14 protein-coding genes are annotated in these 23,924 nt (G+C 73.2%); 10 read left to right on the top strand and 4 right to left on the bottom strand.

From position 1 onward, the window contains the following. Nucleotides 1–40: 40 nt before the first annotated feature. Both ACIRVH_RS36640 and ACIRVH_RS36635 read right to left on the bottom strand, forming a co-directional pair. The gene (locus tag ACIRVH_RS36640) at nucleotides 41–1,267 is read right to left on the bottom strand and encodes a serine/threonine-protein kinase (protein WP_403962816.1); all 1,227 of its coding nucleotides are present in this window, start codon (nucleotides 1,265–1,267) and stop codon (nucleotides 41–43) included. A gap of 111 nt (nucleotides 1,268–1,378) precedes the next feature. Continuing rightward, nucleotides 1,379–3,058: a serine/threonine-protein kinase gene (locus ACIRVH_RS36635; protein WP_403962813.1), complete on the bottom strand. Its 1,680-nt coding sequence runs from the start codon at nucleotides 3,056–3,058 to the stop codon at nucleotides 1,379–1,381. Nucleotides 3,059–3,399: 341 nt separating this feature from the next. Between ACIRVH_RS36635 and ACIRVH_RS36630 the strand changes: the two genes are divergently transcribed. The 7 genes from ACIRVH_RS36630 to ACIRVH_RS36600 all read left to right on the top strand — a co-directional run bounded on the left by ACIRVH_RS36630 (nucleotide 3,400) and on the right by ACIRVH_RS36600 (nucleotide 18,064). Further along, nucleotides 3,400–7,161 carry an FtsK/SpoIIIE domain-containing protein gene (locus ACIRVH_RS36630; protein ID WP_403962810.1) on the top strand — a complete coding sequence of 1,254 codons (3,762 nt, stop codon included), beginning with the start codon at nucleotides 3,400–3,402 and terminating at the stop codon, nucleotides 7,159–7,161. Nucleotides 7,162–7,316: 155 nt separating this feature from the next. Then, nucleotides 7,317–8,699, top strand: coding sequence for an ABC transporter substrate-binding protein (locus tag ACIRVH_RS36625; RefSeq protein WP_403962807.1), 1,383 nt, complete (start codon nucleotides 7,317–7,319; stop codon nucleotides 8,697–8,699). A gap of 7 nt (nucleotides 8,700–8,706) precedes the next feature. After that, a complete protein-coding gene (locus ACIRVH_RS36620; RefSeq protein ID WP_403962805.1) occupies nucleotides 8,707–10,050 on the top strand; it encodes a carbohydrate ABC transporter permease in 1,344 nt (447 codons plus the stop codon). A gap of 91 nt (nucleotides 10,051–10,141) precedes the next feature. After that, the gene (locus tag ACIRVH_RS36615; RefSeq protein ID WP_403962802.1) at nucleotides 10,142–11,053 is read left to right on the top strand and encodes a carbohydrate ABC transporter permease; all 912 of its coding nucleotides are present in this window, start codon (nucleotides 10,142–10,144) and stop codon (nucleotides 11,051–11,053) included. A gap of 181 nt (nucleotides 11,054–11,234) precedes the next feature. Next, nucleotides 11,235–13,496 (top strand): CDP-glycerol glycerophosphotransferase family protein, encoded by a 2,262-nt coding sequence (locus tag ACIRVH_RS36610; RefSeq protein WP_403962799.1) that lies wholly within the window; start codon nucleotides 11,235–11,237, stop codon nucleotides 13,494–13,496. A gap of 125 nt (nucleotides 13,497–13,621) precedes the next feature. Then, entirely contained in the window at nucleotides 13,622–15,832 is a 2,211-nt protein-coding gene (locus tag ACIRVH_RS36605; protein ID WP_403962797.1) for a CDP-glycerol glycerophosphotransferase family protein, read from the top strand. A gap of 6 nt (nucleotides 15,833–15,838) precedes the next feature. Beyond that, nucleotides 15,839–18,064, top strand: coding sequence for a CDP-glycerol glycerophosphotransferase family protein (locus ACIRVH_RS36600; RefSeq protein WP_403962794.1), 2,226 nt, complete (start codon nucleotides 15,839–15,841; stop codon nucleotides 18,062–18,064). Between the two features lie 44 nt (nucleotides 18,065–18,108). Here ACIRVH_RS36600 and ACIRVH_RS36595 read toward each other — a convergent pair whose 3' ends face one another. After that, nucleotides 18,109–18,522, bottom strand: a complete 414-nt coding sequence (locus ACIRVH_RS36595; RefSeq protein WP_403962791.1) for an organic hydroperoxide resistance protein — start codon at nucleotides 18,520–18,522, stop codon at nucleotides 18,109–18,111. A 97-nt stretch (nucleotides 18,523–18,619) separates the two neighbouring features. On the opposite strand from ACIRVH_RS36595, the gene ACIRVH_RS36590 reads away from it, so the two are divergent. Continuing rightward, nucleotides 18,620–19,132 carry a MarR family winged helix-turn-helix transcriptional regulator gene (locus tag ACIRVH_RS36590; RefSeq protein WP_403962789.1) on the top strand — a complete coding sequence of 171 codons (513 nt, stop codon included), beginning with the start codon at nucleotides 18,620–18,622 and terminating at the stop codon, nucleotides 19,130–19,132. Here the strand turns inward: ACIRVH_RS36590 and ACIRVH_RS36585 are convergent. Further along, nucleotides 19,080–20,648 (bottom strand): glycosyltransferase family 39 protein, encoded by a 1,569-nt coding sequence (locus ACIRVH_RS36585; protein WP_403962786.1) that lies wholly within the window; start codon nucleotides 20,646–20,648, stop codon nucleotides 19,080–19,082. The genes ACIRVH_RS36590 and ACIRVH_RS36585 overlap by 53 nt on opposite strands. A gap of 247 nt (nucleotides 20,649–20,895) precedes the next feature. Between ACIRVH_RS36585 and ACIRVH_RS36580 the strand changes: the two genes are divergently transcribed. Next, nucleotides 20,896–22,167, top strand: a complete 1,272-nt coding sequence (locus ACIRVH_RS36580) for a glycosyltransferase 87 family protein (protein WP_403962784.1) — start codon at nucleotides 20,896–20,898, stop codon at nucleotides 22,165–22,167. 44 nt (nucleotides 22,168–22,211) lie between these two features. Further along, nucleotides 22,212–23,831 carry a glycosyltransferase gene (locus tag ACIRVH_RS36575; RefSeq protein WP_403962781.1) on the top strand — a complete coding sequence of 540 codons (1,620 nt, stop codon included), beginning with the start codon at nucleotides 22,212–22,214 and terminating at the stop codon, nucleotides 23,829–23,831. Nucleotides 23,832–23,924 lie beyond the last annotated feature (93 nt).

The raw sequence follows: 23,924 nt of genomic DNA, 5'->3' as shown, positions 1-23,924 counted from the left end.
GGGCCGAGCGGTGAGGAGCACCTCTCCACAGGCCTCGCGCCTACGGCGTCGAGGTGCTGTGGGTCTCCTGCGGCGGCTCGTCGTCCCCGGAGGTCGCCGCCCACGCGCCGACTCCTATCGCCGCGGCCAGGACCACTCCCGCGATGCTCAGCGTGATCCTGCGGCGCCGGGCGGCGGCGCGGTGGCGGGCCGAGCCGGGGCGGGGTGCGCCCGACGCACGGGGGGCTCGCGCCGTGCCCCGTGCTCCTCCGGCGAGCTCGTCGGGCGCCGGCACCCGCATCGACGTGTGGGTGTCCCGGTTGGAGTCCGGCTTGGCCCCCGGCACCAGGGAGACCGCGCCCCGGCGCCGTACGGGCTCCCCGGGCGCGGCCGGGGCCGGTGCCTCCTCCGGGCCCTCCTCGGCCGACTCCGCGTCCGGCTCGTCGACGTCCAGCGGCGGCATCCCGACCAGTGTCGGCAGCTGCTCCCGCAGGAGCGCCGCCAGCTCCGACGCCCGCAGCCGCGACGCCGGCGCCTTCGCGAGGCACTGCACGATCAGCTGCCACAGCTCGTCGGGGATCCCCGGCAGCGGTACGACCGTCTCCGTCACGTGGCGGCGCAGCACCGCCCCCGGGTGCCCGCCCCCGAAGGGGGTGAAGCCGGCCAGCAGCTCGTACAGCACCGTCGCGAGGGCGTAGATGTCGACCGAGGCGCGCGGCGGCAGGCCCTCGACGATCTCCGGGGCCAGGTAGTCCGGCGTACCGATGATCTTCGTGGCCCGGGTCCGCTTCGGCGAGTCGATCAGCTTCGCGACGCCGAAGTCCGTCAGCAGGGCGGGGTGCGCGCCGCCAGGGCCGAGCGGGCCCTGCATGTCCAGCAGGACGTTCTCGGGCTTGACGTCCCGGTGCACGACCCCGGACGCGTGGGCCGCCGCGAGCCCGTCGGCGATGTCGGCGACGATCGCCACGGCCGCCTCGGGAGCCATCCGTCGCTCACGGTCCAGGCGGGTGCGCAGATCGGTGCCGCGCACCAGGTCCATGACGAGCGCCAGGTCGTTGCCGTCGACCACGAGGTCGCGCACCGTGACGATGTGCGGGTGCTCCAGGCCGAGCAGTGCGGTGCGCTCCTGCACGAAGCGCCCGACGAGCTCCTGGTCGGACGCGAGGTCCTCACGCAGCAGCTTGATCGCGACGGGCCCCTCGGGTCCCTCGCCCAGCCACACCGTGCCGGCGCTGCCCCGCCCCAGGATCTGGTTGGCGGTGTACCGGCTGCCGATCTTCCGTGCCAAGACTGCTCCTACTGACGCGTGTTGCCGACAAAGCTACGCGCCGAACGAGCCAACCTTCACCGCGGAGACGGAAATCACCCGCCAGGTGTCGACAAATCACCAAACCAGCGGTCAGTTGCCGCTGCCGGTGGCCGAGCCCAGCTGCTTGAGCCAGTGGCCCACCTGCCCGGCGAAGTGGCTCACCTCGTGCCAGTAGCCCCTGCCCTGGCCGACCCAGGTGTGCAGCGGGGTCAGGTCCCAGATCAGCCAGCCGGCCACGACCAGGATGACGATCGTGAACAGGCAGCCCTTCAGGCAGCCGAGTCCGGGGATCTTCATCGGGTTGGCGCTGCGCTGCCTGGCCGGCCGGGGCTCGCGCGCGGGCCGCTGCGGCTCCGGGGCGGGGGGCGCGTACCGCTGGGGCTGCTGCTGCGGGGCGTACTGCTGGGGCTGCTGCGGGTAGCCGTACCCGGCGTGCGGCTGCTGGCGGCCGCGCGACTGCGGCTGCTGCGGGCGCGCCTGCGGGGCCTGACGCGGCTGCTGCTGCGGCCGGGCGACCTGCCGCTGGGGGCGGCGGCGCAGCGGGTCCTCATTGGGGTCGAGGTACTGGATCTGCGTCTGCTCGTTGCGGTCCCGGGCCGCGCGCAGCTGGGTCTGCCAGGGGTGCGGCTGATCGGGCTGCTGGCCCGGCTGCCCCTGCGGCATCGGGGGCATGACGGCCGTCGGGTCGGCCGCGCCGGTGTTCGGCAGGACGGCGGTCGGGTCGGCCGCGCCGACGGGGCCGCCGGTGTGCGGCAGGACGCTGGTCGCCGCATTCGGGTCGAACGCCCCCTGCGGCGCGTTCGTCGGCAGCACCTGGGTGGGGTCGGCGGCACCGGGCACGCCCGGAACGGCGGTCGGGGCCGGGTCCGGGGCCAGCAGGGCACCGACGCCCTCGGCGGCGGCGATCTGGGCGGCGTTCGCGTGCACGCCGACGCCCTCGGCCACGACCCGGAGTCCGCGCGCGAGGTTCTCGGCGCTGGGCCGCTCGTCGGGGTTCTTGCGCAGGCAGCGCTCTATCACCGTCCACAGCGGGTCCGGGACGGTGGAGGGGCGGCGCGGCTCGGCGCTCAGGTGCTGGTGCAGCACCTCCAGGGCGGTGGCGCCGGAGAACGGCGGGTGACCGGTGACCAGTTCGTACAGCAGGATGCCGGCGCCGTAGATGTCGACGGCGGAGGTCTGCGGGCGGCCCTCGGCGGACTCCGGCGCGATGTACGCGGGCGTGCCGACGAACTCGTGCGTGCGAGTCAGGCCCGGGGAGTCGGCGAGGCGGGCGATGCCGAAGTCGGTCAGCATCGGGTGCATCTGGCTGTCGAACTGCTGGAGCAGCACGTTGGCGGGCTTCAGGTCGCGGTGGACGACGCCGTCGGAGTGGCTCGCGCCGAGGGCGTCGGCGATCTGCGCCGTCATCAGCGCGGCGGCGACCGGCGTGAAGGGGCCGTTCTCGCGCAGGTAGCGGTGCAGGTCGGGGCCGTCGACGAGGTCCATGACCAGGGCCAGCAGATCACCCTCGACGACCAGGTCGCGGACCCGGACGATGTTGGGGTGGGTGAGCCGGAGCAGGACGGAGCGTTCCCGCAGGAACCGCATCACGATGTCCGGGTCGCTCGCCAGCTCCTCCTTGAGGACCTTGATCGCGACCGTCTCGCCGGGCTGGCCGGCCACGGCCGCCTCGGCGCCCGCGGTCTCGCGCTGGCGGGCACGCCAGACGGTGCCCGTGGCGCCGCGTCCGAGCGGCTCCTCGAGCAGGTACTTGCTGCCGACTGGCCGCACGTTCCGCGCTCCCTGCTGTCTGTTCGCCTGTGTTCCGGTGTTCCGGCCCACTGTAGTGCCGCCCCCCAGGGCACTACGTAAGCGTTCCCGTCGATGTTCGAAGGAAAGACGCTCGCCTTGGTCTCCTGGTTGCCCAGTGCCGGACGTGACCGATCTCAACTGATCACCGATGGATTAATGGTCAGGCACTTTTGGGGGCAGAGCTGACCAATCAAGATCACTTGGCACCGGGCCGCGGGCGCGTTGTCAGTGACAGGTGCGAGGATGCGTGCAGTACTGGCCGACGTGCTCGTGCGGGGGTGGGGGATGTCCGCGCCCGGGCAGAAGGGACCGCTGCGCCGATGCAGATCCGGCTGACCGTCGTGGACCCGCTGGGTCCGTCCCCGCAGCGGGGCCGCGCCGCGAGCCGCGACGTGCTGGTGACGGCGCCCGCGGGCACGGACCTGGCCGCGGTGGCGTCGGCACTGGCCACGACGGTCACCGGAGACGGCGGCACGGGCCGGGACACGGGCAGCGCCTCGGTGGTCCTGTACGCCGGCGCGGAGCGGCTGGACCCGCGCCGCTGCACCCTCGGCGAGCCTCCCCTGGTCGACGGCGCCGTGCTGTCCCTGGGCGCCCCGGCGGCCCCCGAGCCGCATCCCGAGCTGGACGACGCCCCGGCGCAGCTGCACGTGGTCGCGGGCCCGGACGCGGGCGGGGTCCATCTGCTGCACGGCGGCCGGATCACGGTCGGCCGCTCCGCCGACGCCGACGTCCCGCTGGACGACCCGGACGTCTCCCGCCTGCACTGCGCGGTCACGGTCGCCGCCGACGGCCGCGTCTCCGTGGCCGACCTCGGCTCCACCAACGGCACGGCCCTGGACGGCACCCGGGTGAGCGACCGCGCGGTGCGGTTCGCTCCGGGGGCCCTGCTGAGGATCGGCGAGTCCGCCCTGCGGCTCACCCCGTCCGCCGGCCCCGGGGCGCGGGTACGGACGGTGCCGGACGGGGAGGGGTGCGTGCGCTTCGCCCCGGGGTCGGCCGGCGAAGCCGGTGGTCCGGGTGCGGCGGGCGCCGCCGGGCACGCGCGCGTGGAGCCCGCCTCGGGCCCGGCCGCCGACGGCCCCTCAGGACCGACCCGTCACGCGTACGGCACGGCGAGCTGGGCTGCCCCGGGCGGGGGCGCGGGGGTTCCGGAGCACCGGCGCGGCGAACAGCCGGCGGTACCGGGCCAGGGCGGGGCACCGAGCATCGAGACACGCGGCGCAGGCGCAGGGGGGCCGGGTTCGGCTCCCGGCAGGGCTTCCGTCGACGGGGGCGGCTTCGGGGCCGGACCGAGCGGCGAACGCCCGGCCCCCGGAGTGCCCGGCGCGGCTGCCGGCGGCGGGGGCGCGGCCACGGGCCGCTACGGGGCCGGCGGACCGAACGACGAACACACGGCCCCCGGGATGCCCGTGGCGACCACCGGCGGCGAGGCCGCAGCCGCAGGCCGCCACGGGGCCGGCGGACCGGGCGGAGACATAGCCGCGGCCGGGATGCCCGGTTCCGCCAGCCGTGGCGGGGACACACACGCGGGGCGGTACGGCGTCGGCGGCCCGGAGGGCCTGACCGGGGCCGCACACGCCGGTGCGACGACCCGCGGCCCGGCGTCCGACAGTGCCGCTTCCGGCACCGATGCGGGAGCGAGCCGCGGCCGCAAGGACACCCCGCTCCGGGGCACCGACGCCCCCGAGGGCGGCCGTCGCCGGGGCGGAATCGGTGCCTGGGCGCGGCGGCTGGCCGGTGGGCGCGGGGAGCAGCCCGCGGCCCGGCCGGAGAGGTACGGCGCCACGGAGGCCGGTGCGGGCGGCGTGCAGCCGGCCGACGGCCCGCAGCTGCCGGAGACCTGGCCGGATCCCGCCGCGCTGCTGCTGACGGCCCTGGGGCCCGGGCCCCGGCTGTGGGAGCGGGGGCCGGGACACCCGGAGGCGCTGACCGTACGGCTGGGCACGGCCGACCGGAGCGCACCGGACGGCTCGGGCGTGCTGCCCGCCGTACCGGTGACCGCCGCGCTGCGCGAGGCGGGTGCGCTGGGCCTGGCCGGTCCGCGCCCCCGGCTGTCCGGGCTGGCCCGTGCGGTGCTGGCCCAGCTGGCCGTGCTGCACTCCCCCGACCTGCTGGAGATCGTGCTGATCAGCGCGGACCGCAGCCGCCCCGAGGAGGAGCGGACGGCCGAGTGGTCCTGGCTGAGCTGGCTCCCGCACGTCCGTCCGGGGCACGGCCAGGACTGCCGCCTGTTGCTGGCCTACGACCGCGAACAGGCGGCGGCCCGCACGGAGGAACTGCTGCGCCGGGTGGAGGAGTTCGCGGCGACGGGCCGAGGCACGGCCCAGCCGGCCTCGGCGACCGGGGCCGTCGCCCCGTCCACCGGCCCTGCCGGACAGGCCTCGCCCGCCGCACCGGCAACGGCACCCGGGACGGCCCACCACACCGCCCCGGACCCGGACCCCGTCTCCCCGCACGGCACCACCACCTCCGCCCGCCGCCCCTCCTGGGCCAGGGAAGGCGCCGAGCCGGCCGGATTCGGTGGCTTCCCGGGGCCGTTCACCGTCGTCGTCGTGGACGGGGACCCCGGCGGCGCCTCTCTGCAGGAAGCCCTGGCGCGGCTGGCCGTGTCCGGTCCGCGGGCCGGGATCCATGTCGTCTGCCTCGCCGAGACCGCGGCCACCACGCCCGCCTCGCCCGTGGCGCGGACGTACGAGGCGGCCTGCGCGGTCACGCCCACCTTCCGGCACTGTGGGGCCGTGGCCCTGCTCAGCGGCGACATCGCCGGTGCGCTGCACCTGATGCGCGTCGCGCCGACCGGGCCCGTGGGCCCGGGGACCGTCGCCACCGTCGACGCCGTCTCCCCCGCCTGGGCGGAGCGGTTCGCGCGGGCGCTGGCGCCGCTCCGGCCCGACGGCCCCGTCGGCGAGCGGCACGCGCGCGTGGCCGTACCGCTACCGCAGTCGGCGCGGCTACTGGACGAGCTGGGCCTGGCCCGGGCCACCCCGGCCTCGCTGATGGCGCGCTGGGCGGACGCGGCCGACGACACGGACTCGATGGGCGGCCGGGCCCGGGCGGTGCTCGGTGCCGGGCCGCACGGCCCGCTCACCGCCGACCTGGTGGCCGACGGGCCGCATCTGCTGATCGAGGGGCCGGCCGGCAGCGGCCGTACCGAGCTGCTGCGGGCCCTGATCGCCTCGCTGGCCGCCGCGGAGCGGCCCGACCGGCTGGGCATGGTGCTGATCGACGGCCGGGACGGCGTCGGCGCGGGCGCGGGGCACGGTGAGGGCCTGCGCGTCTGCACGGACATACCCCATGTCACGACCCACCTCATCGCCAACGACCCCGTCCGCATGCGGGAGTTCGCGCAGTCGCTGAGCGCCGAGCTGAAGCGGCGCGCGGAGTTGCTGGGCCGGACGGACTTCGCCCAGTGGCACGCGGGGCGCGAGGTGTCCGGCCGTATCGTCGCGCAGCGCTCCCCGGGCGGGCGCCCGGCGGCCTCCGGGGCCGGGGACATAGAGGCGCCGCCCAGCTCCACGATGCGGCTGCGGCCCGGCGCCGCACGCAAGCGCACCGAGGCCGCACCGCCGCTGCCCCGGCTCCTGGTGGTCGTCGACGACCTGGACGCGCTGGTCTCCCCCGCGCTCGGCTCGCCAGGCCGGCCCGCCGCCGGATCGGTGATGCGGGCCCTGGAGGCGGTGGCCCGGGAGGGCGAGCGGCTCGGCGTGCACCTGGTGGCCGCGGCCGGGACGGGCGGTCGTACGGCGGAGACGGAGCCGGCCCGGCAGGCCACCCTGCGGGTCACGCTGGACGCGCCGACGGCCGGGCCCGAGGAGCCGGCGCCCGGGCGCGGCAGGCTGGCGTACGCGGACGGGCGGACCGTCGGTTTCCAGGGCGGCCGGGTGACGGGCCGTATCCCGCGCACCGCGACCCAGCGGCCCACGGTCGTCCCGCTGGAGTGGCAGCGGATGGGCGATCCGCCGGCCCGTCGTCCCGTGCGCGAACTGGGCAACGGCCCCACCGACCTGGCCCTGCTGGCGAGTGCGGTGGAGCGGGCGGCCCGGCAGGTCGCCGCGGCCGAGGTGCCCTCGCTCCTGTAGCCGGAATCCGTACGCATACTTCCCTGATCACGAGCCGGTCACGATGACCCGCCGGACGGCGCAGGCGCTCTTGCCGCCCTCGTGCGGCCCGGCGTAGACCGGATCGCACGGAACAGTGTTCTGACGTTCAGCGGAGAACGACGAACGGGGAAGTGATGCGTGGCAACAGCAACACCATCCGGACACACAGGGCCGTCACCACTGTCGCCGCCTTGCTCGCGGGAGCCCTCGCGCTCACCGCCTGCTCCAGCGGCGACGACAAGAAGGGCAGCGGCGACACGAGCGGCGGGGACACCGCGAGCGGCTCCGGCGTCACCCTGCCGAAACTGAACGGCGCGAGCCTGGAGGTCGCCGCCGTCTGGACCGGCACCGAACAGGCGAACTTCAAGAAGGTCCTGGCGGAGTTCGAGAAGCGCACGGGCGCGAAGGTGACGTTCGTGCCCGCCCAGGACCCGATCATCAACTTCCTCGGTTCGAAGATCGCGGGCGGTCAGCCGCCGGACGTGGCCCTGCTGCCGCAGCCGGGCGCGATCAAGCAGGCCGTGGACAAGAAGTGGGCGAAACCGCTCGGCCCGGACGCGCTCAAGGAGCTGCAGAAGAACTACTCGCAGGGCTGGCAGGACATCGGCAAGATCGACGGCAAGCAGTACGGCGTCTACTACAAGGCCGCCAACAAGTCGCTGATCTGGTACAACGCCAAGGCCTTCGAGAACGCGGGCGCCAAGGAGCCGAAGACCTGGCAGGAGCTGCTGACCGCCGCGCAGGCGGTGTACGACTCCGGTGTCACCCCGTTCTCGGTCGGCGGCGCCGACGGCTGGACGCTGACGGACTGGTTCGAGAACGTCTATCTGTCCCAGGCCGGGCCGGAGAAGTACGACCAGCTCGCCCAGCACAAGATCAAGTGGACCGATCCCTCGGTGAAGCAGGCCCTGACCACGCTCGCCCAGATCTGGGGCAAGAAGGACTATGTGGCGGGCGGCGCGGACGGTGCCCTGCAGACCGAGTTCCCGAACTCCGTCACGCAGACCTTCACCGGCGGGGACCAGCCGAAGGCGGCGATGGTCTACGAGGGCGACTTCGTCCAGGTCAACATCGCTGACACCAAGGCGAAGGTGGGCACGGACGCGAAGGTGTTCCCGTTCCCGGCGGCCGGCTCGACCGCACCGGTGGTCTCCGGCGGTGACGCGGCCGTCATCCTGAAGGACTCCAAGGCGGCGCAGGCGCTGGCCACCTTCCTGGCCTCCCCGGACGCGGCGACCATCCAGGCCAAGCTCGGCGGCTACCTCTCGCCGAACAAGAACGTGCCGGACTCGGCCTACCCGAACCCGGTGCAGCAGAAGATCGCCAAGGCGCTGATCGCGTCCGGCGACGACTTCCGCTTCGACATGTCCGACCAGGCCCCGCAGGCCTTCGGCGGCACCCCGGGCAAGGGCGAGTGGAAGGACCTGCAGGACTTCCTGAAGAACCCGAAGGACGTGGCGGGCGCCCAGGCGCAGCTGGAGAAGGACGCGGCGGCGGCCTACGGGAACGGGAGCTGATCCGGCGATGGCGTCGGCAGCGGCGGCCGGGCCCCCACCGGGCCCCGCCGCACCGAAGAGCCGCAGGAGCGTGACCGGCACCCGCCGGACGGTGGCAGCCCTGTTCCTGCTGCCCGCACTGGTGCTGCTGGGCGCGCTCGTGGTCTATCCGATCGGGTACTCGCTCGTCCGCAGCTTCTACAACGCCTCGGGCGACGGCTTCGCCGGCATCGACAACTACAAGGCGCTGTTCACCGACGACGGCATCCGCACCGCCCTGAAGAACAACATCATCTGGGTGGTGTTCGCGCCGACCGTCTCCACGGCCCTCGGCCTGGTCTTCGCGGTGCTGACCGAACGGGTGCGCTGGGGCACGGCGTTCAAGCTGGTCGTCTTCATGCCGATGGCGATCTCGATGCTGGCGGCCGGGATCATCTTCCGGCTGGTGTACGACCAGGATCCGGACAAGGGCGTCGCCAACGCGGTGTGGGTGGGTGTGCACGACACCTTCGCGCAGTCGTCGGCGTTCCCGAAGGCGCACCCGGGCCGCGAGTCACCGCTCGAACCGGACCAGGGCGGTTTCATCACCTCGGCCGCGGTGCACACCGGGCAGACGGTCGCGCTCCCGCTGGTCGGCGTCGCCCCCGACCAGATGCCCGACGGCGCGAAGAAGGCCGTGGCCGCCGAGCCGGAGCCGGGGAAGATCACCGGCACCACCTGGCAGGACTTCACCCGCGGCAAGGGCGTCGGGAAGCTGGGCGTGCCCGACCCGTCCGAGCTGGGCTACGCCGGGATGCGGATCGAGGCGGTGAAGGACGGCACGGTGGTGGCGTCCGCCGAGGCGGCCGGCGACGGCACCTTCACGCTGCCCGCGCAGGCCGACGGCGCCCGGCTGCGGCTTCCCGCGAGCAACTTCAGGGAGCCGTACAACGGCGTCGACTGGCTCGGCCCGTCGCTGGTCACCCCGGCCATCATCGGGTCGTACGTGTGGATGTGGGCGGGCTTCGCGATGGTGCTGATCGCGGCCGGGCTCGCTGGCGTGCCCCGGGAGCTGCTGGAGGCCGCGCGGGTGGACGGCGCCAACGAGTGGCAGGTGTTCCGCCGGGTCACCGTGCCGCTGCTCGCTCCGGTCCTGGCGGTCGTCACCGTCACGCTGATGATCAACGTGCTCAAGGTGTTCGACCTCGTCTACATCATCGCTCCGGGCTCCTCCCAGGACGACGCGAACGTGCTGGCCCTGGAGCTGTACCGCAAGGGCTTCGCGGAGAGCCAGCCGGGCATCGCGAGCGCGATCGCGGTGTTCCTGCTGCTCCTGGTGATCCCGGTGATGCTGTTCAACATTCGCAGGCTGCGGCGGGAGGGCAAGCGATGAAGACGCGTGTGCCTTGCGTCGGCTGGGGGTCCGGGGGTTATCCCCCGGGAAGGCGCAGTAACATTCGCAGGCTGCGGCGGGAGGTTCGGCGATGACGACCGCTGCCGGAAGCATCGGAAGGGCGGCACCCGCCGACATGACCGTGAAGGCCCGGCAGTCGCTCGGTTCGAGGATCGCCGAGAGGCTCAGCGGCGGACTGGTCCGTGTGCTCCTCATCCTCGTCGGCCTGTTCTGGCTGGTGCCGACCATCGGTCTGCTCATCTCCTCGCTGCGCACACCGGAGGACATGAGCGCGAGCGGCTGGTGGAAGGTGTTCACCCAGCCGTCCCAGCTGACCTTCGAGAGCTACCAGAAGCTGCTGGAGAACAGCGACATCACCAACTCCCTGCTGAACACCGTGCTGATCACGGTCCCGGCGACGATCCTGGTCGTGGTGATCGGCTCGCTCGCGGGCTACGCGTTCGCGTGGATGGAGTTCCCGGGCCGGGACTGGTGGTTCCTCGGCGTGGTCAGCCTGCTGGTGGTGCCGGTGCAGGTGGCGCTGATCCCGATCGCCGAACTGTTCGGCAGGATAGGTCTGTTCGGGACCATCTTCGGGGTGATCCTGTTCCACGTGGGCTTCGGTCTGCCGTTCGCGGTGTTCCTGTTGCGGAACTTCTTCGCCGAGATCCCGCGGGAGCTGCTGGAGGCGGCCCGCCTCGACGGCGCCGGTGAACTGCGGCTCTTCGCCCGGGTGGTGATGCCGCTCGGCGGGCCCGCGATCGCGAGCCTCGGCATCTTCCAGTTCCTGTGGGTGTGGAACGACATGCTGGTCGCGCTGGTGTTCACCAAGTCCGGTTCGCAGCCGATCACGGTCGCCCTGCAGACGCAGGTCCGGCAGTTCGGCAACAACATCGACGTGCTGGCGCCGGGCGCGTTCATCTCGATGGTGATCCCGCTGGTCGTGTTCTTCGCGTTCCAGCGGCAGTTCGTGTCCGGGGTCATGGCGGGCGCGGTCAAGTAGCACCAAAAGGACACTTTTCGGGGGCGGGCCTCAAGAGGCCCGCCCCTCCGCGTGGGTCTGGAGGTGTCCCCCGGAAAACACAGCACCCGGCGTCCCCCACATGCCGTACGAACCGTAACCAAATCACTCCATTGGCCGTTCCCGGGCAGAACGCCCGCGCCGACCGACCCATGGATGCCCCTTGCCCAGGTTCAGTGTCATTGTCCCCGCGTACAAGGTCCAGGCGTACCTCTCCGAGTGCCTGGACTCGGTGCTCGCACAGTCGTTTCCCGACCTCGAACTGATCGCCGTGGACGACTGCTCGCCTGACGCCTGCGGTGCCCTCATCGACGAGTACGCCGCCCGCGACGCGCGCGTGAAGGCCGTACACCTGGCCGAGAACCAGGGCCTGGGCCGCGCCCGCAACGCCGGCATGGCCCGGGCGACGGGCGACTACCTGGTCTTCCTGGACAGCGACGACACGCTCACCCCGGACGCGCTGCGCTCGATCGCCGACCGGATCAAGGAGACCGGCGAGCCGGACGTGCTGGTCTTCGACTACGCGCGCACCTACTGGAACGGCGCGGTGGAGCGCAACAAGGTCGCCGCCCATCTCACCCAGCAGGGCCCGGCGCCCTTCCGTCTCGAGGACCGCCCGGGGCTGCTGCGGGTGCTGATGGTCGCCTGGAACAAGGTGTACCGGCGGGACTTCGTCGCGGAGCAGGACTTCCGGTTCCCGACCGGCTACTACGAGGACACGCCCTGGACCTTCCCGGTCCTGATGGCGGCAGGATCGATCGCCACCCTGGACCGGGTGTGCGTGCACTACCGGCAGCGGCGGCAGGGCAACATCCTGGGCACCACCAGCCGCAAGCACTTCGACATCTTCGAGCAGTACGACCGGGTGTTCGCGTTCATGGACGGGCGGCCCGAACTCGCCCGTTGGCGGCCGGTGTTGTTCCGCCGCATGGTCGACCACTTCTCCACCGTGTTCACCAAGCGGGACCGGCTCCCGCGCGGCACCCGGGGCGAGTTCCTGCGCAAGGCCCGCGCCCACTACCGCCGTTACCTGGTCCGGGGCGCCTCCGTCCCGCTGCGCACCCGGCTGCGCCACGGCCTCGTCCGCTTCGGCCTGCACCGCACCTACCGCGCCCTCCAGCTGGCGATGACCGTCCGCCGCCGCGCCTTCAAGGCCGCCGTCAAGCTGGCCCGGGCCGTCCGGGCAGCCGTCCTCCAGCTGCACTACCGCGTCCAGCTGCGCCTCCCGCTGCGCTCCGACCGGGCCGTCTTCGCCGCGTACTGGCACCGGGGCCACGGCTGCAATCCGGGCGCCCTGGAGGAGGCGTTCCGCGCCCACGCCCCGCACATCCGCACCGCCTGGATCGCCCGCCCCGAGCACCAGCACGCCGTTCCGCCGGGCCCGCGCCGGCTGCGCCCGGGCAGCTTCGCCTACTGGACGGCGCTGGCCCGCTCCAAGTACCTGGTCAACAACGTCAATTTCGACCGCCGGCTGAGGAAGCGTCGCGGCCAGGTCTTCGTCCAGACCCAGCACGGCACCCCCCTCAAGCACATGGGCCTCGACCTCCAGGAACGCCCGGCGGCCGCCGGTGACATGGACTTCGAGGAGCTTCTGCGGGGCGTCGACAAGTGGGACTACGTGCTGTCCGCGAACCGCCACACCACCCTGACCTGGGAGCGCGTCTACCCCGGCGGCTACACCACGCTGGAGTACGGCTACCCGCGCAACGACGTGTTCCAGCGGGCGACGTCGGCCGACGTGGCCCGGATCCGCGAGTCGCTCGGCGTCCCCGAGGGCACGGTCGCGCTGCTGTACGCCCCCACCCACCGCGACTACCACCGCACCCAGCGCCCCGTCCTCGACCTGGACCGGATCCTGCGCCGGCTGGGCCCGCGCTTCGTGGTCCTGGCCCGCGCCCACTACTGGCACCCCGGCCCGCTCGCCGAGGGCGCCGCCCGGGTCGTCGACGTCGGCGACCACCCGGACATCGCCTCCCTCTGCCTCGCCTCGGACGCGCTGATCACCGACTACTCGTCGCTGATGTTCGACTACGCCAATCTGGACCGGCCGATCGTGGTCCACGCCGAGGACTGGGACGCGTACGACGCGGCCCGGGGTACCTACTTCGACCTGCGTGCCTTCCCACCGGGCGCGGTGGCCCGCAGCGAGGACGAGCTGATCGACATCTTCGCCACCGACCACTGGCGCGGCTCGCGCTCCGCCCAGCTGCGGGCGGCGTTCCGGGAGCGGTTCTGCCGGTACGACGACGGACGCGCCGCCGAGCGCGTCGTACGGCACGTCGTGCTGAGCGAGGAGGCGGGGCGGCCGGCGTTCGTGCCGCTCGCCGAGCGCAAGCCCGTGCCCTCGGCCGCGGCGGCGGCCCACTCCCCGCTCGCCACCGTGTCGCAACCTTCCGGCCCCCTCCCCGTCACCGAGAGCCGCTGAACAGCGTTGGTCCTAACGGGAGTTCCCATGCCCCTCAGCACGACGCGGCCGACTCCGGTCCGGCCGTCCACCTGGCGTCCCGCCGGACGGCCCAGCCGCTTCCGCAAGACAACAGAAAGAGCAGAATGCCCCGCTTCAGCATCATCGTCCCTTCCCATGGGGTCGCTGGTCGGCTGTCCCAGGCGCTGGACTCGGTCCTCGGCCAGTCCTTCGGCGACCTGGAGCTGATCCCGGTCTGCGACGCTCCCGACGCCCCGGCCGCCGCGGTGGCCGCCGCATACGCCGAGCGGGACTCCCGGGTGACACCGGTCGACTCGCCGCCGGCCGCCGGTCTGAGCGGGGCCCGCAACGCCGGGGTGCGGGCGGCGACCGGCGCGTACGTGCTGTTCCTCGACGGCGACGACCTGCTGCTGCCGGGCGCGCTGACGGCGCTGGACGCGCGGCTGACCGAGACCGCCGGTGTCGACATGCTTCTTTTCGAACACGAGCGGACCCCCTGGTGGGAGGGCGAGTCGAGCAACCCGGTGGCCCCGCTGCTGGCCAGGGCACCGAAGGGAGCCTTCGCTCCGGACGTGTTCCCCGAGCTGACGGGCGTGCAGCTGCCGGCGTGGAGCGCCGCCTACCGCCGCACCTTCCTCACCGAGCACCGGCTCACGTTTCCCGAGAGCCACTTCACCGACCTGGGCTGGGGCGGGCTGACCACCATCGCCGCCGGACGGATCGCGGTGCTGCGCCGGGTCGTCGTACGGCACCGGCTGCGCCGGCAGGGCAGCAGGCTCAACGTGCCCGGACCGCACCAGCACGCCCTGCTGGACCAGGTGGAGCTGGTGCTGACCCGGGCGGCCGGCAGCGGGCTGTCCGCCGAGCGGACCCACGCACTCTTCGAGCAGCTCTTCGGGTACGTGCTGAAGACGGCGTCCCGGCCGCAGCGGCTGCCCTGCGGGCATCGGGCGTTCTTCCGCCGGGCCGGCCGGCTGTACCGGCGGCACCGGCCCGCCGGCTACCACACCCCGGGCGGCAGCCTCGGCGTGCAGCACCGGCTGCTGGCGGCCGGCGCGTACACCGCGTTCCGCGCGCTGCGCGGCGCCAACCAGGCGACGGCCAGGGCGGCCGAGACCGTGCCGCGCCCGCACATGCTGCGCACCCGGCTGCGCTACGCCCGCGACCTGCGCCGCCCCCTCGATCCCAACCTGGCGGTGTACTGCGCCTACTGGGGCCGCGGCTACGCCTGCAACCCGGCCGCGATCCACGCCAAGGCCCGTGAACTCGCCCCGCACATCCGCTCGGTGTTCCTGGTCGAGGCCGACCAGGCGCATGCGATGCCGAAGAACGTCGAGTACGCGGTGATCGGCTCCCGCCGCTACTGGGAGGTGCTGGCCCGCGCCAAGTACCTGGTGAACAACGCCAACTTCGCCGAGGACGTCGTCAAACGGCCGGGCAGCGTCCATCTGCAGACCCAGCACGGCACCCCGCTGAAGACGATGGGCGTGGACCAGTCGACGTACCCGGTGGTGGCCGCGCAGTCCGGCAGCTTCACCAGGCTGCTGGGCCGGGTCGACCGCTGGGACTTCAACCTCTCGTCGAACCGCCACTCCACCCAGATGTGGGAGCGCGCCTTCCCCGGTTCGTACGAGCACCTGGAGTACGGCTATCCGCGCAACGACGTCTACTGCACGGCGACCGCCGACGACGTCGCCCGTGTCCGGCGGGAGCTGGGCGTGCCCGAGGGCAGCACGGCCGTGCTGTACGCACCGACCCACCGCGACCACCACACCGGTTTCGAGGCCGGCCCGGACCTGGAGGCGTTCTGCGAGGCGGCCGGCGAGGACGTGGTCGTGCTGCTGCGCGCCCACTACTTCTACGACCGGGGCCGCACCCGGAACTCCGGGCGGATCAGCCGAGTCATTGATGTAACCGCGCACCACTCCTCGGAGGACGTGTGCCTGGCGGCCGACGCGCTGGTCACCGACTACTCCTCGATCATGTTCGACTACGCCAACCTGGACCGGCCGATCGTCGTGTACGCCGACGACTGGGAGGTCTACCAGGAGACGCGGGGCGTCTACCTCGACCTGATGACCGAGCCGCCGGGACCGGTCGCCCGCACCGCCGAGGAGCTGGCCCGTCTCTTCCGCGACGGCTCCTACGCGGGCCCGGAGGCGAAGGCGCAACGGGCGGCGTTCCGTGGGAGGTTCTGCCAGTTCGACGACGGGCTGGCCGCCGAACGTGTCGTACGGCGGGTGCTGCTCGGCGAGCCACGGGAGGCGATCCCGCCGGTGATCCCGCTCGCGGAGCGCATCCCCGCCCCCGCCGCCGCGACCCTCGTGAGGAGCTGACCCGCCGTGCCCCGCTTCAGTGTCATCGTCCCCTGTTTCAAGGTGCAGGGCTTCCTGCGGGAGTGCCTGGACTCGGTGCTGCTGCAGTCCTTCGGCGACCTCGAACTGATCGCCGTGGACGACTGCTCCCCCGACGGCTGCGGCGCGATCCTGGACGAGTACGCCGAGCGCGACCCGCGCGTGAAGGTGCTGCACCTGCCGGAGAACGTCGGCCTCGGCCGGGCCCGCAACGCGGGTGTGCCGCACGCCACCGGCGACTACCTGTTCTTCCTGGACAGCGACGACACGCTCACCCCGGGCGCGCTGCGCGCCGTCGCCGACCGGCTGGCGGACTCGGGCGACCCGGACGTGCTGGTCTTCGACTACGCGCGCACCTACTGGTGGGGCGGCACCCGGCGCAACGTGCTCGCGCAGGTGCTCGCCGACGCCGGCCCGGACACCTTCACGGTCACCGACCGGCCGGAGATCCTGGACCTGCTGATGGTGGTGTGGAACAAGGTCTACCGGCGCGACTTCGTCGAGGAGCACGGCTTCGAGTTCCCGCCCGGGTACTACGAGGACACCCCCTGGACCTTCCCGGTCATGCTCAGCGCCCGGCGGATCGCCGCCCTGGACCGGATCTGTCTGAACTACCGGCAGCGCCGACAGGGCAACATCCTGTCCACCACCAGTCGCAAGCACTTCGACATCCACGACCAGTACGAGCGGGTCTTCGCCTTCGTGGACGCGCACGAGGGACTGGCGGGCTGGCGGCCGTACCTGCACCGCAAGATGGGCGAGCACTGCCTGGACATCCTCGCCAAGCCGGACCGGCTGCCGCCCGCGGACAAGGCCGAGTTCTTCCGGCGCACGGCCGAGATGTTCCGCCGCCACCGGCCCGAGGGCGCCCTGGTGGACGGTGAGGTCGCCCTGCTGGAGGGCGGCTACCCGGCGTACCGGCTGAAGCAGCAGGCCGCACGGGCCGGGCGCGAGGCCGGGCGGCGGACGGAACAGCTGCGCCGGGCGGGCGCGCTGCGGGCCCGCCGCGGCTGGGCCGGGCTGCACGCGCACCGCCCGCTGGACCCGCACCTGGTGGTGTACTCGGCGTCCTCGCACCGGGGCGTGCTGGGCGATCCGGCCGCCGTGTTCCGCACGGCGCGGGAGATCGCCCCGCAGTTGCGCGGCGTGTGGGTGGTCCGCGACGAGGAGGCCGCCGGGCAGCTGCCGCCGGACGTGGAGCACGTGCTCGTGGGCTCCCGGCGCTATCTGGAGGTCACCGCGCGGGCGAAGTTCTTCGTCAACGACGTCAACTGGCCCGGCTCACTGGCCAAACGGCCCGGCAGCGTGCACCTCCACACCCACCAGGGCACCCCGCTGAAGTACATGGGCGCCGACCTGCTGGACAAGCCCGGGGCCCGGCTCGGCTTCGACGTGCCGCAGATGCTGCGCCGGGCCGACCGCTGGGACTACAGCCTGGTCGCCAACCGCCACTCCGAGCTGGTGTGGGAGCGTGCCTACCCCTGCCACTTCACCTCGGTGCGCACCGGCAGCCCGCGCAACGACGTGCTGGTCGGCGCGGCGGGCGGAGCCGGGGAGGCCGGCGCCGCCTTCCGGCTGCGGCACGGCATCCCCGAGGACCACCGGGTGGTGCTGTACGCGCCGACGCGCCGGGACTACCGGCGGGGCGGGCACGTGGACCGGATCGACCTGGCCCGGTTCGCGGCCGACCTGGGCAAGGACTGCACCCTCGTGGTCCGGCTGCACCCGACGCTCGCGACCGGTCCCGCGCGCGGGATGGGCCTGACCGAGCTGGCCCGGCGCGGCATCGTGGTCGACGCGACGGACGAGCCGCACGTCGAGGAGGTGATGCTCGCCTCCGACGTGCTGGTCACCGACTACTCGGCCCTGATGTTCGACTACGCCAACCTGGACCGGCCGATCGTGGTCCACGCCGACGACTGGGCCGCGTACACCGCGAGCCGGGGCGCCTATCTCGACATCACCGCCGAGGCGCCGGGCCATGTGTCCCACTCCTACCTGGAGCTGGCCTGGCTGTTCACCTCCGGGGCCTGGCAGGACGAGGAGGCGGCGCGGCTGCGGGCGGACTTCCGGGAGCGGTTCTGCGAGTTCGACGACGGCCGGGCCGCCGAACGGGTCGTACGGACGCTGCTGCTGGGCGAGTCGATGCCCGAGGGCGCTCCCGTGCGGATCCCGGGCCAGAACGTCGGAGGTGACCTGCTGGCCTCGATGTGAGGGCAGGCAGGTCACCTCAGGTGTTGCCGGGTTGACCCCGGGTCCTACTCGATGACGAGGTCGACCTCGATGTTGCCGCGGGTGGCGTTGGAGTAGGGGCACACCTGGTGGGCGGTCTCGACCAGCTTGCGGCCGGTGGCCTCGTCCAGGGCCTCGGGCAGCTCGACGCGCAGCGTCACCTTCAGGCCGAAGCCCTCGCCCTGCTTGCCGATGCCGACCTCGGCGGTGACGGCGGCGTCGCTGACGTCCACCTTCGCCTGGCGGCCGACGAGGCCGAGCGCGCTGCCGAAGCAGGCGGCGTAACCGGCGGCGAAGAGCTGCTCCGGGTTGGTGCCCTGGCCGTTGCCGCCCAGCTCCACGGGCATGGCCAGGGCGAGGTCGATCTTGCCGTCGGAGGAGACGGCACGGCCCTCGCGGCCGTGGGTGGCGGTGGCGACAGCGGTGTAGAGCGCGTCCATGGAAGACCATCCCTCTCGAAGTCATGTGATCGGCGGCTCCTGTCCGGCCGCCCTCACGACCACAAGTAGAGCACACAATTAAGTTGTACACAACTAAATGGCTCGCAAGAGCTACCCTGGAGACATGACCGCCACCCAGACCCCCGCCCCCGAGGCGGACTGGCTCCGCCTGGACCGCCAGATCTGCTTCTCGCTGCACGCGGCGTCCCGCGCCTTCAACAGCGTCTACCGCGTGATCCTCAAGGACCTCGGGCTCACCTACCCGCAGTACCTGGTGATGCTGGTGCTGTGGGAGCAGGGCGACCTGCCGGTCAAGAAGCTCGGCGAGCATCTGCGCCTGGACTCCGGCACGCTGTCCCCGCTGGTCAAGCGGCTGGAGGGGGCCGGCCTCGTCCGGCGCGAGCGCAGCGCGCAGGACGAGCGGTCGGTGCAGGTGCGGCTCAGCGAGGAGGGCGTGGCGCTGCGCGAGCGGGCCCTTCAGGTGCCGCGCCGCATCGTGGCGGCGACGGGCTTCGACCTGGCGGAGATCGGCGAGCTGCGCGAACGCCTCGACCAGCTCACCACCGCGCTGGACGCGGCGGCGCTGGAAGAGGCCGAGAGCTCCCGCTGACGACCGGCCGGCGGACGTAGAGCCGCACGGTCACATCGCCCTGGACGGACTCCTCGCCGGGCACGAACTGCTCCGCCAGCACGGCGAGTTTCGCCCGCTCGACGGGACTGCCCGGCCGCCAGCGCCCCGCGAGCAGATCCCGGTCGGCGACGACCCAGACCCGGTCGAGCCCTGCCACCCGCCGCAGCAGAGTCTCCGCGCCGACCTCCCTCCCGTACAGACTCCCCGACCCGGCCCCCGACTCCGCCAACGCCACGTCCCGCACCCCCCGGAACGCGCCCGGATAAGCGAGAGCCGCGTTCCGCGTCTGCGCCGGCATGAAGAGCACGGAATCCCCGTCCCGCACGTCCCGTCCGGCAACTCGCGCCACGACAGCCAGGTCGTCGGGACGGCGGCCCGGGTCACGGTCGTCGCTGAGGAGGGGGAGTTGGTGGGACAGGGCCAGGGCGATCAGGAGGACGCCGGTCAGGGGGAGGAGGGAGCCGGGGAGGGAGCCGGTCTTCGAGCGCGGCGGCAGCTTCGAGAGCGGCGGCAGCTGACGGTGCCTTTCCGGCCGACCAGCCGGCCGCAGGCGCCCGCCGACGCCGGCCACCCACTCAGCCCCCGCCGCCACCAGCAACGGCGCCCCCGACAGGGCGTACAGCACGTACCGGTCGACGTACAGCGGGGAAACCTGCGACACCAGCATCAGCACGGCCGGCGGCAGCACGGCCAACGGCAGAGCGACCCCCGCACAGGTCACCTCCCCGCGCCGCCCCACCAACCCCACAAGCCCCACCACGGCCAACCCCAGACACGCCCAGTACACCCCGTCCGTCGGCCCGAGAAACGTCCGCAGCAGCCCTCCCGCCGTCTCCCACGTCGGCTTCCGCAACCACGCCACCTGCGCCGACTGGGCCCGCGACACGAGCACCATCGGCACCAGCGCAACCCCCACCGCACCCGCCGCACACCCCCAGCCCCGCCACACCCGCGCCCCCACCCGGGCCAGCGCCAGCGACACCGCATGGGCGAGCAGCAGCAGGACGGCGAACTCGTGCAGCCAGCAGGTGAGTCCGAGCACGACGCCGTACGCCCGCCAGGACCCCCCCTGCACGGCCCGGACGAACAGCAGCGTCGCCCCGGTGGCGCCGGCCGCGACCAGCGCGTACGAACGGCCCTCCTGTGCGTAGTGCCCGGTCATCGGCGCGATCGCGTACAGCAGCCCGGCCCACAGCCCGACACGCGGCCGCACCAGCCGCGCGCCGAGCCCGGCCACCAGACCCGCGGTCAGCGCCGCCGCGCACACGGACGGCAGCCTGAGGACGACCTCGCCGGGACGGATGCCGAGGACGGCGTGCATGAGCAGGTAGTACAGGCCGTGCACCGCGTCCACCCCGTGCAGCAGCCGCCAGATCTGCGGCACCGTGCGGCGCGCGACCTGGAAGGTGACGGCCTCGTCCCGCCACATCCCGCCACGGTCCAGCCCCCAGAACCCGAACCCGAACATGACCAGCGCGGGCAGGGATACGGACACACACACGGCGAGCGCACTCCGCGCACCTCTCGCCGCGCGAGTCGTTGCACCAGGTGCATCCAGTGCACCCGGTACATCCGGAGCACCAGCCGGTACGACAGCTGCTGCAGCCGCCCTGCGCGACTGCGGTTTCACAAGAGGCCCGATGTTCACCATGGCCCGATCTTTTGCGATTAGCCAACCTTTGCCGGTCATTGACGGCGTATCGGCATGGATACACCATCCGCGCAGATTAGGCTCCCACGTGATGAACCGTCTCCGTGTCACCCCCGGCCCGGTCCTCGCCCTCACCGCCGCATGGCTCGCCACCCGTGCCCTGATGTCGTGGCTGCTCACGCACGACAGCTCGCCCCTGCTGGGCGGGGGTTCGGTGCCGCGCGAGGTGTGGCGGCTGTATTTCCACTGGTACGGCGTCCTGTCGCACGGCGCGTTCCCCGCGCACGACAGCACCTGGCAGTACCCGCCCGGCGCCGGCGCGGTGCTGCTGGCGCCGGGCCTGCTCCCGTGGTTGACGTACTTTCAGGCGTTCGTGCTGTTGACTCTGGCCGCGGACGCGCTGATCGCGGCGGCCCTGGTCCGCGCGGGGACCCGCCCCGGGCGGAGCCTGTTCGGCGCGACCCTGTGGACCTGCGGTCTCCCGCTGCTGATGCACCTGCCGCTCGCCCGGTACGACGTACAGGTGACCGCGCTCGCCGTCGTCTCCCTGCTGACGTTGGGACGCTCCCCCCGCGCGGGCGGTGTTTTCGCCGCGCTGGGCGCGCTGGTGAAGGTGTGGCCGGGCCTGGTGCTGCTGGGCACGCCCCGGGGGCCGATGACGCGGCGGGCGTGGGGGTGGGCGGTGGCCGTCGGAGGCGCCTGCCTCGCGCTCCTCGCCCTTTCGTTCAACAATCCGCTGGCCTTCCTGCGGGAGCAGGGCGGCCGGGGTGTGCAGATCGAGTCGTTCGGCGGTGCGGCGCTCAACCTGGCGCGGCACGCCGGCTGGTCCGGCCGGGCCCGCTACCAGTACGGCGCGATCGAGATGGTCGGCCCGCACGTGCCCGCCGTCGCCACCGCCTCCCTCGTGCTCACCGTGACCGCCTTCGGGCTGCTGGTGCTGTGGAGGGTGCGGGCGCGGCACTGGAGCCCGGCCACGCCGTACGACGCCGCGCTCGCCGCGGTGCTGCTGTTCACCGTCACCAGCCGGGTCATCAGCCCCCAGTACATGATCTGGCTGATCGGTCTCGCCGCCGTGTGCCTGACCTCGCGGCACACCAGCCAGCGCCCGGTGGCCGTGCTGATCCTCGCGGCGAGCGCGCTCAGCTCCGTGGTCTTCCCGATGTTCTACCGCGACGTGGTGGCGGGCAGCTGGACCGGCTGTCTGCTGGTGCTGGCGCGCAACGGGCTGCTGGCCGTCGCCGCGGTGCTGTCCTTCGTCCGGCTGTGGCGCTCCGCGCAGCCGCCGTCCGGAAAGCGTGGGCCCGTGACGCAACCCCGACCGGATTCCGACCGTCTTCCGCACCGAGCACTAAGCGCCTCTTAACAGGGTATTACCGAGTATTTCTACGCTCCCGGCCTGTGGACCCCATGCATCCAGACCCACGAGACCCGCACCCTACGCCTGAGGTCGGTGTCGTCGTCATCGGTTACAACGACGTCGACCACGTGGTCGACGCCATACGCTCGGCGCTCGACCAGGGCGCCGCCGTCGGCGAGGTCATCGCCGTGGACGACTGCTCGACGGACGGCAGCGGCGAACTGCTGGCCCGCCTCGCCGCCGATGAACCCAGACTGCGGATCGTGCGCCGGGAGACCAACAGCGGCGGCTGCGGCAGCCCGCGCAACACCGGGATCGACGCGGTGACGATGCCGTACGTGATGTTCCTGGACAGCGACGACGTGCTGCCGCCCGGCGCGGTGGACGCGCTGCTGACAGCGGCCGAGGGAGCGCGCGCCGAGGTCGCGAGCGGGCTGTGCGTGCGCCGGGAGCTGCCCTCGGGGCGGGAACAGCCCTGGCAGGCGCGCCTCTACACGGCGCACACCGTCCTCGCGCGCCCCTCCCAGAACCCCCGCCTGGTCCACGACACGCTGTGCGTCAACAAGCTGTACCGGACCGCCTTCCTGCGCGAGCACGACATCCGCTTCCCCGAGGGGCGCTTCCTCTACGAGGACTTCGTGTTCACCGCGCGCGTGCTCGCCGCCGCGCCGCGCATCACGCTCGTACCGGACCGCGTGTACATCTGGCACGTGCGCCGGTCGGCCGAGCAGTTGTCGCTCTCCCTGGACCGGGGGCGGATCGACAACTGGACGGCCCGTACGGCGGCGTGCGCGATGGCGTACGACATTCTGCTGAGCGCCGGACAGAAGGAGCTGGCGCGGGCGGCGCGGGCGAAGTTCCTCGACCACGAGCTGCGGATGTACGGGCGCGAACTGGGTTTGCGCGACGGTGACTACCAGCGCGCGTGGTGGGCGCACACCCGGGAGTACCTCGCGCACTACGACGCCGCCGACTGGGAGGCGAACCCGTCGGCGCCCGGCCGGCTGCTGGCGCGGGTCGTCCTGGAGTCCGCCGAGCCGTGCGACCTGCCCCGGCTGAAGGAGCTGGCCGCGCGCCCGGCCCGGCTGCTCCCGCCCTACGCCCGCACGCCCGACGGCACGCCCGTCTGGTCCACCGACCTCCCCCAGGTCACCCTGGCCCCCCTCCTGACCCGCCCCACCCGCCTCCTGCCGCTCACCGTGGACGCGGAACTGCGCCCACGCGCGCGTGGCACTCGGCTGCGCCTGCGGCTGCACGAGCTGTACGGACGGACGGCCGAGGCCGGGCCGCAGGAGGTGGAGGTGGAGTGGCAGTCGAGGGAGGACGGGCGCACGGTCCAGCGCGCGACGACCACATTCACACCCTCCACCCCCTCCGGCACGGACGGCTGGTCGGCCGAGGTGCCGGTCGACCTGGCCGGGCTCGGCGCGGGCACCTGGGATCTGCGCCTGACCGTGCACTTCGCGGACGGGGCGGCCCGGAGCATGACGGCGCACGCCCTCACGGGCGCCGGCCGACTGCGCCGGCACGCCGTCCCGAGCGTCCGGCACGCCGTGCTGCTGGTCCAGCCGTACGCCACCCACTCCGGCGCACTGGCACTGCGCGTGGCGACCGGGATACGCGGTGTCACGAACGTGGCCCACGGACGACTCCGCCGCCTGCTTCACTGAGACCACCTGGACTTCACTCGGGCCCCCTGGACCTCACCGGGGACCCGCACGACCGAGAGCCACCGGCCATGTCACAGCAGGCCGGCTGACGAG

Origin of the sequence: Streptomyces sp. NPDC101165, assembly GCF_044768135.1 — a bacterium.
In the GTDB taxonomy this organism is placed as follows: Bacteria; Actinomycetota; Actinomycetes; order Streptomycetales; family Streptomycetaceae; genus Streptomyces.
Note: the sequence above shows the minus strand (reverse complement) of the source record. Positions and strands in the feature narration are given on the sequence as shown.

What these genes read in the sequence shown, in the direction of transcription:
- ACIRVH_RS36630 (WP_403962810.1), top strand. Translation starts at nt 3,400, where the DNA reads ATGCAGATCCGGCTGACCGTCGTGGACCCGCTGGGTCCGTCCCCGCAG.
- ACIRVH_RS36625 (WP_403962807.1), top strand. Translation starts at nt 7,317, where the DNA reads ATGCGTGGCAACAGCAACACCATCCGGACACACAGGGCCGTCACCACT.
- ACIRVH_RS36615 (WP_403962802.1), top strand. Translation starts at nt 10,142, where the DNA reads ATGACGACCGCTGCCGGAAGCATCGGAAGGGCGGCACCCGCCGACATG.
- ACIRVH_RS36580 (WP_403962784.1), top strand. Translation starts at nt 20,896, where the DNA reads ATGAACCGTCTCCGTGTCACCCCCGGCCCGGTCCTCGCCCTCACCGCC.
- ACIRVH_RS36620 (WP_403962805.1), top strand. Translation starts at nt 8,707, where the DNA reads ATGGCGTCGGCAGCGGCGGCCGGGCCCCCACCGGGCCCCGCCGCACCG.
- ACIRVH_RS36575 (WP_403962781.1), top strand. Translation starts at nt 22,212, where the DNA reads ATGCATCCAGACCCACGAGACCCGCACCCTACGCCTGAGGTCGGTGTC.
- ACIRVH_RS36590 (WP_403962789.1), top strand. Translation starts at nt 18,620, where the DNA reads ATGGCTCGCAAGAGCTACCCTGGAGACATGACCGCCACCCAGACCCCC.
- ACIRVH_RS36605 (WP_403962797.1), top strand. Translation starts at nt 13,622, where the DNA reads ATGCCCCGCTTCAGCATCATCGTCCCTTCCCATGGGGTCGCTGGTCGG.
- ACIRVH_RS36595 (WP_403962791.1), bottom strand. Translation starts at nt 18,522, where the DNA reads ATGGACGCGCTCTACACCGCTGTCGCCACCGCCACCCACGGCCGCGAG.